The organism is Pseudoduganella rivuli, assembly GCF_009674485.1.
GTDB lineage: Bacteria > Pseudomonadota > Gammaproteobacteria > Burkholderiales > Burkholderiaceae_D > Rugamonas > Rugamonas rivuli_B.
This window is the reverse complement of the sequence record NZ_WKJJ01000033.1, coordinates 59,381-66,921: the sequence shown is the minus strand read 5'-3', so window position 1 is coordinate 66,921 and position 7,541 is coordinate 59,381. Positions and strand designations below refer to the sequence as shown.

General features: G+C 64.2%; 7 protein-coding genes. 2 read left to right on the top strand and 5 right to left on the bottom strand.

Annotated features, from left to right (window positions below; translation table 11 throughout):
• Positions 1 to 426: hypothetical protein (locus GJ700_RS35100; RefSeq protein ID WP_371868235.1), on the top strand; the 426-nt coding region annotated here is incomplete at its 5' end.
• 50 nt (positions 427 to 476) lie between these two features.
• Here GJ700_RS35100 and GJ700_RS32800 read toward each other — a convergent pair.
• Positions 477 to 1,112 carry a SixA phosphatase family protein gene (locus GJ700_RS32800; protein WP_229507382.1) on the bottom strand — a complete coding sequence of 212 codons (636 nt, stop codon included), beginning with the start codon at positions 1,110 to 1,112 and terminating at the stop codon, positions 477 to 479.
• Positions 1,113 to 1,257: 145 nt separating this feature from the next.
• Between GJ700_RS32800 and GJ700_RS32795 the strand changes: the two genes are divergently transcribed.
• Positions 1,258 to 2,475, top strand: coding sequence for an RNA-guided endonuclease InsQ/TnpB family protein (locus tag GJ700_RS32795; RefSeq protein WP_154382060.1), 1,218 nt, complete (start codon positions 1,258 to 1,260; stop codon positions 2,473 to 2,475).
• A 171-nt stretch (positions 2,476 to 2,646) separates the two neighbouring features.
• Here GJ700_RS32795 and GJ700_RS32790 read toward each other — a convergent pair whose 3' ends face one another.
• The 4 genes from GJ700_RS32790 to GJ700_RS32775 form a co-directional block, all read right to left on the bottom strand.
• Positions 2,647 to 3,078, bottom strand: coding sequence for a SixA phosphatase family protein (locus tag GJ700_RS32790; RefSeq protein ID WP_154382058.1), 432 nt, complete (start codon positions 3,076 to 3,078; stop codon positions 2,647 to 2,649).
• Positions 3,075 to 5,045, bottom strand: a complete 1,971-nt coding sequence (locus GJ700_RS32785; protein ID WP_154382056.1) for a peptidase U32 family protein — start codon at positions 5,043 to 5,045, stop codon at positions 3,075 to 3,077. Before GJ700_RS32785 ends, GJ700_RS32790 begins: the two co-directional genes overlap by 4 nt.
• A 102-nt stretch (positions 5,046 to 5,147) precedes the next feature.
• On the bottom strand, positions 5,148 to 5,942 hold the full coding sequence (locus GJ700_RS32780) for a hypothetical protein (protein WP_154382054.1): 795 nt from the start codon (positions 5,940 to 5,942) through the stop codon (positions 5,148 to 5,150).
• The gene (locus tag GJ700_RS32775) at positions 5,939 to 7,333 is read right to left on the bottom strand and encodes a formylglycine-generating enzyme family protein (RefSeq protein WP_154382052.1); all 1,395 of its coding nucleotides are present in this window, start codon (positions 7,331 to 7,333) and stop codon (positions 5,939 to 5,941) included. Before GJ700_RS32775 ends, GJ700_RS32780 begins: the two co-directional genes overlap by 4 nt.
• Positions 7,334 to 7,541 lie beyond the last annotated feature (208 nt).

Sequence of the window (7,541 nt, the reverse complement as noted above, 5' to 3'; positions counted from 1 at the left end):
CCCGCCACGGCGCGGGCGGCCAGCGCGGCGGCCGCGTTGCTGGCCGGTGCCGCGGCGTCGGCGCCGGAACGCACACCAGTGCGTGCTGTGGCACCTGAGGACACGCTTGGCACCGTGCCGGCGGCAATGCCGGCGGAGCGCCTTGCGTCCGGCAGCCAGGCCTTGCATGCGGCGGCGGTCGAAGCGGAAGTCATGGCGCGGCGCGCCAATGGCGAAGGCGAAGATGCCGTCTACCGCACCCGGGCGGCGCAATTGCCGGCGGCGGAACTGGCGCAATTGATGGCGGCCGAAGCCGCGGAAGCCGATTGGCGGCGCAAGCTGGCCGCCACACCATCCAGCTGCACGGCCGACTGCGAGGCGGCGCCGGAACACGTGACGGCGTCGGCTTATCGCCGCGACGCCACGCCCCGGCTGACGCTGGAGTAATTTATGTGACGCGTCACGGAATAAATCAAACATTCCGTGACGCGTCACGTTTAATTACGGCGTCGCGGTAGCTTGGCGCATTCCGGCACGTCGATGGTGTAGTAGACCCAAGTGCCGGCGGCGGCCGTCACGTTGGACTGGTTCAGCGTTACGTTGGCGCAGGGTGGCGTGACGGGGCTGGGCAACGACGTCAGCAGGATGGTGGTAACGTCGCCGTCCTGGCCGATGGCCACCTGGTACAGGCGGTCGAACTCGGTTTCAGCAATGTCGGCGCCCGGATCGCCGCCCAGCTGGCGGATCAGTTCCGGCGTCGTATCCGAATAGCCGACCACCAGCACATTGTCCGGCAAGGCGCGTAACTGCTGGGCGAACGCCGCCAGCTGCGTCAGGTCATAGGTTTGCGTGGTCAATTGCAGGTAGCTGGCCAGCGGCTGGGCCGTCTGCTGCGTACGGGTGTAGGACGTACTGTAGATCTTCTTGATGCCCGCCTTTTTCAGCGCCGCCGCGATATTTTGAGCCCGCACCTGGCCTTCGGGCGTCAGCGCCGGATCGGTGCCGGTGGCGGCTTTTTCCGCATGGCGGGTCAAGTAAATCATATGGGCGTCTGCCAGCGCCAGGCCGGGTGCGGCCAGGGCGAAGGCGACGGCAAGCGCGCCGAGCCGGGTAGGGAGGTGGCGTTGTGCCATGGGTGAGTCTCCTGTCGTGTGGTTTTAAAAAGGCAAAACAAGGCCCTGCCGCGCTGGTGGCGCGGCGTCCTGTTGCCGTTGACTTTTTATCCGGTGCCAGTTGCGTCATGTTTGCCTGGAACGTGGTGCTGTATATAATCACAGTATGATCCGCCTCCAAGCCTTCAAATACGAACTCATGCCAACCGGCGAGCAGGAACGCGACATGCGCCGTTTCGCCGGGTCGTGCCGGTTCGTCTACAACAAGGCGCTGGCGATACAGAAGGACAACCACGCTCAAGGCAACAAGTTCATCGGCTATGTGGGGATGGCGGCAAATTTACCGGTCTGGAAGCGCGAAGCTAGCATGAAGTGGCTCAAGGAAGCGCCATCCCAGGCACTACAACATGCCTTGAAGGACTTGGAAAAGGCATACAAAAACTTCTTCGAGAAGCGGGCCGGCTTCCCATGCTTCAAGCGCAAAGGCTGCGGCGACAGCTTCCGCTATCCGGACCCGAAGCAAATCAGGCTTGACGAGGCGAACAACCGTATCTTGCTGCCCAAGCTTGGCTGGCTGCGCTACCGCAACAGCCGCCGCGTACAAGGCGACCTGCGCAACGTTACCGTTAGCCAGTCGGGCGGAAAGTGGTACGTGGCGATTCAGACGCAATGCGAAGTCGAACAGCCGTTGCCCACGGCGACGACGGCCATCGGCATCGATGTTGGTATCGCCCGGTTCGTCACCATGAGCGATGGCGCTTTCATCGCTCCTCTCAACAGCTTCAAAAAGCACCAGCGGCGCCTGGCGCGCTATCAGCGCCGCATGAGCCGCAAAGTCAAGTTCAGCAGCAATTGGAAAAAGGCGAAGGCTCGCGTCCAGAAGATGCACACCCGCATCGCCAACGCCCGCAAGGATTTCCTGCACAAGACCACCACGACGATCAGCAAAAACCACGCGCTTGTCTGTATTGAAGATGTGCAGGTTAAAAACATGTCCAGGTCTGCCAAGGGAACGGTCGAACAGCCGGGCAGCAAGGTGCGCCAGAAAAGCGGCCTGAATCGTGCCATCGTGGATCAGGGCTGGGGCGAATTCCACCGCCAACTTGGCTACAAGCTGGCATGGAACGGTGGCATGCTGCTGGCCGTGCCGTCGCACCACACCAGCCAGACATGTCCGGCATGTGGCCACGTCTCGCAAGACAATCGGCGGACGCAGGCGCAATTCCTGTGCGTCGATTGCGGCTATAAAAATCATGCTGATGTGGTCGGCGCGATCAACATTTTAGCGCGAGGACATCGCGTTTTAGCCTGTGGAGAGTTGGCGCAGTCGGGCTGCTCGATGAAGCAGGAACCCACCGTAGCGACTATGCAAACGACCGCGTAGCGCCGAAGGAATCCTCTTCGTTCACGGAGGGGAGGATGTCAAAAATGTTGCGAAGGAGAGAATAAATCAGGCGCGTGCGCAGGTCACGCACGGATGCCTCAATTGTGACATCGGCGTGGCTGCAATGTCACAATTAACAAGGAGACAATTATTCGTGACGCGTCACGAATATTATGGAAGCGACGCCAGCAAGGTGGTGGTCACGCTGCCATCGCCGGCGATGACCAACTGGTAGACGCGGTCGAAATCCGTTTCCAGGTAAGGCATGCCCGGCTCACCGCCCAGCAGGCGGATCAGGTCGGGAATCGTGTCGGTATGGCCGACCACCAGCATCGTGCCGCCCAGCGCCAGCAATTGCCGGGCAAAGGCGTTTTGCGCGCCCGGATCGTAGCTTTGCACGGCCAGGCCCAGGCGCGCGGCCAGCGCTTCGCCGGTCTGGTGCGCACGGCGGAACGGCGTCGCATAGATATGGCCGATACCGGAACGCCGCAGCATGGTCGCGATATTGCGGGCGCGCAGCAAACCCCGCTCGGACAGTTCGGGGTCGGGTCCTGACATTTTTTCCGCGTGGCGCGTCAGGTAAACCACCATGGCGGGCGTCATGCGCGCGGACGCTGCTTGTGGAACACCAGCGGGCTGTATGGCACGGCCGACGGCGGCGGAGAATGGAGGATATTGGTCTTCATCGCGCCCACCACGTGCATCTCGCACGGCTTGCAATCGAAGCGCAAGGTATAGCGCTCGTCGCCGGACACCAAGGTCATCGGCTCGGCGCGGACCTGGCCTTGCACACCCTGGACACCCTTGGCCTGTTTCGGGCACAGGTTGAACGAGAAGCGCAGGCAGTGCTTGGTGATCATCAGCGGGACTTCGCCCGGTTCTTCGTGCGATTCATAGGCGGCAGCGATCAGTTGCACGCCGTGCTTGTGGTAGAACGCGCGGGCCTTTTCGTTGTAAACGTTGGCCAGGTAGCTCAGTTGCGTTTCCGGATACGGCACGGGCGGTTCCACCGGCGCCTTGCGTTCCGGACGTTCCCACGCGGCCAGGCGCATGGCTTCATGGGCGGCAACCGCGTCGCGCCGCAAGCCGTTGATAGCCCCGGCCGGCACGAACCACGGCTGCGACAGCGACAGCATGATGTCCTTCGCTTCGAACATGGTGTTGCCCAGCTTGCCCAAATGCGTGCGCAGCGACGCTTCGGCCTGTTCCGCCTGCTGCGCAGGCTGCAGGGCGATGGCGGCGTCGGTGACGCTGTAAATGCCGTCTTCGTCGGAAATGGCCAGGCGCAGGCCACCGTCGATTTCCTGCAAGTCCAGGCTGACGGCAACCTTGCGCTCGGAGGACTTCTTGTTCAGCGCGGCTTCCCACTGGCGGTCGCCGTTGCGGTTGATTTCCAGGTCGACTTTCAGGCCGGTCAGCGAACCGATCGGCTCGTTCGGGAAGATGCGCCACAACTGGCCGTCGTCCTGCTCGCCCAGCAGTTTCACCGTGTTGGCCTGGATACCCTCAGTGGCGCGCTTGTTCATGTAGTTCAAGCCGTCGCCGTTGGACATCGGGGCATTGGTCAGCATGTCGAAGTGATCCTTGCCGATGCGCTGCACGGTGCCCAGTTTCACGCCCACGTATTTCGGCGAATCGAATGCGCCGATATCCTGCTGGCGGCCGGTAGCGAAGTAATCCGTGTGGCCGCGGTGGAAATTCTTGTCGACGTCCGGGGTGAAGAACACTTCGGTGCGGCCGCTGGAGGCGCGGGCGAATTCCGGGCGGCGCTCCAGGATTTCATCGAGCAGCAGGCGGTAATGGGCCGTGATGTTCTTCACGTAGCCCATGTCTTTATAACGGCCTTCGATTTTCAGCGAACGGATGCCGGCATCGATCAGCGCTTCCAGGTTGGCGCTCTGGTCGTTGTCTTTCATCGACAGCAAGTGTTTTTCATAGGCCACCACGCGGCCCTGGCTGTCCGACAGCGTGTACGGCAGGCGGCACGCCTGCGAGCAATCGCCGCGGTTGGCGCTGCGGCCGGTGTCGGCGTGCGAAATATAGCACTGGCCGGAAAACGCCACGCACAGTGCGCCGTGCACGAAGTATTCCAGCGGCGTATCGACTTCCGCGTGGATTTGCTTGATCTTGTCGATGGTCAGTTCGCGCGCCAGCACCAGCTGGGAAAAGCCCGCGTTGCCGAGGAACTTGGCTTTTTCCACGGTGCGGATGTCGCATTGCGTACTGGCGTGCAGCTGGATCGGCGGCAAATCCATTTCCAGCAAGCCCATGTCCTGGATGATCAGCGCGTCGACGCCGGCTTCATACAGTTGCCAGATTTGCTGGCGCGCCAGGTCCAGTTCCGAATCGTGCATGATGGTGTTCATCGTGACGAAGATGCGGGAGCGGTAGCGGTGCGCGAATTCCACCAGCGCCGCGATATCGGCCAGCGGATTGCTGGCGTTATGGCGCGCGCCAAACGCCGGGCCGCCGATATACACGGCGTCGGCGCCGTGCAGGATGGCTTCGCGGCCGATTTCAGCGGTTTTGGCGGGCGACAGCAGTTCAAGCTGGTGGGAAAGCAGTGACATGGGCGGGATCCAGTTAATTCCGAGCGACAAAGGCGGAAATTATAGCCAGATCAACGGCTTATGTCACTTTTCAGGGACGGTGGCCATGTTGATCCGGCATTGTTATGGCAATGCCAACCGGCTGTTGCGCGCGGGAGCGATCGTCACGCGGCGCACTTTCAGCACCAGGTCGGCATAACCGACATCATAGTCCCGGTCCGGCTGGCCTGGGCGCGCCAGCGGCAGCGGTAGCGTGGTTTCCGCCACATAGCCATGCTGTGGCGTCAGCAACAACCGGACGGATTTCGCGGCTTTGCGGCTGGCTTCCTCGACTTCGCCGTGGCAGCTGGGCGCCTTGCAACTGCGCCGTTCAATGTATTCGAAGACCAGCTGGAGCTGCACGGTATAGGCGCCGGCGCCAAGGCGCACCGGGCTGTCCGGCCGCAACGCCAGCCGCAGGCGCATGGCGCCCGGCTTGGGCGCCGGCAGGCTGTAGATGCCGACGGAGCCGGGCATCGGTTGCAAACCGGCTTGCGTTTCCGTCAGGGTCAAGACCTGGAACGGACTCTTTTGATAACGCGCCAGTTGTTGCCATTCCGCCGCAGCGGTGGCGGCTGGCGATTCGGGGCGCAGTGGAGTGGCGGATGGCGGACTGGTTGCCGATGCCGGTTCCGCCGGCGCGGGGACGCTGGGCGCATGCACTGGTGCCGGGGATGGGTTCGGCCTGGCGGCCACCGGCCGTTTCGCCGGGGCTGGCGGCGCAGGTTTGTCGGTGGCGCAGGCGGACAGCAGCAGAATGCACGCCACGACAGCGCCGGCAGCCAGGTTGGTGTCGCAGCAGGGGATGCGCGAAGCCGGGTTGCGCGGCGTGTGCCGGGACGTGGCGCTGGATGCCTCGGTAACCTTGTCGGGTTTCATGGTTGGGCTCGCGAAGAGTTCATGGCTTGCCGCAGCGGCTGGCGGGCGACGCGGAAGCCCACGCGCATGTCCGGCGCGGCGCGGTCGCCATGGGTCCGGGCGACGGGACGGACATCGGCTTCCAGCGTGTCGTAAGCCCCGCCTTTCTGCACTTTTTCGCCGCAAGCCGTCTGCGGCGATGGCAACGGCTGCGCGTGGTTCGCCGTCCAGCAATCGGCGACCCATTCGTAGGCGTTGCCGACCATGTCGTATAAACCATTGCGTGGCGGATAGCTGCCGACCGGCGCAAAGCGGGGATAAGCGTTCAACGTGCCGCACTGGCCGCAATGGGCGTTGCGCTGGCCCAGCCGCTCGCCCCACGGGAACACCGTGGCGCCGCCGGCGCGGGCGGCATATTCCCATTCAAGTTCGGTTGGCAAGCGGTATTGCTGGCCGGTCTTGTGCGACAGCCATGCCGCGTAGGCGGCAGCCGCGTCCCAGCTGATGCCGGTGACGGGCATGACGGATGATTCCGCCGGTTGCGCCGGCGCGGGACAGGCGCCATCGTTGACGCACAGTTGCCACTGGCCGGCCGTGATTTCGTGGGCGGACAGCTCAAACGCGGCGACGGGCCGTTCGGCGCCGCCCAGTTCTTCGTCTTGCGCGTCCGGGTCGTTGCGCCGGGAACCGATGCGATAGCGGCCGGCGGGAATCGCGACCATCGTGGGGCAAGCCTCTGCACCGCCCGGCAGCGGACATGGGGCGGCAGCCGCTGCCGCGCCGGCGCCGGCCACTCCGCTCACGGCGCCCGATGCGCCGCTGGTGTCGAATGCCGGCGCCGCCGCGGTGGCCGATTGGTGTGCGCCGGAGGTGCCCAGGCGCAGCGGCGGTGTGCCTTCTTCCATCAGCAAGGCAATGGCGGCGCCCATGCCGATGGTGACGGCGGCGCCGCACGCCACCAGCGCCATGCGCAGGCGCTTGAGGCGGGCCGGGTTGTCCGTCGACTGGCCTGGCGGGGACGCCGCGCCGCCCGCCGTGTCGGGCGCATCCGCAGGCATGCCGGCATCACCCCAGATACCCGCATCCATGGCCGCATACGGCGCGTCGCCCGCTGGCGGCCGTTGCGCGCCACCGGTTCCGGCTTTCGCCTCCTGCGATCCGGACGATTGTTGCCACGTAGCGTCTTCCTTGGGCTCCGGCTCCACCGCCCCCGCATCCCGCGATGCGGCCGGGCTCAGCGGTCCGGCCTCCGCGCCATGCCTTGACACACGCGTTGCGTCGTCTGCGCCATGCGCCGGGGGGACGATATCTGACGTGCGCTGGCGAACACGGAGCGGCGCCCCGTCCGCCTGTGGCGGTGGCGCAGGTGGGAAGTTCAGGGCGGAGTCCGCTTCGTCAGGGGGGGCGGTCATGGGGTGGGCAGCCTCGCAGAAGGGTTGGTCATCGCTGCCATTCTATGCAGGGCGTTACAACCCCGGCGCGCAACTCAGATTTCCCACTGCACTTTCAGCGTCACCCCTTTGCTGGCGCCAGGCAGTGCGCCGTTGGCATCGGTTGTCTCGCCCGGAAAATGTTGTAATGACAAGACTCCGCTTTAGCTGCTACAGTTTCATCACTGAC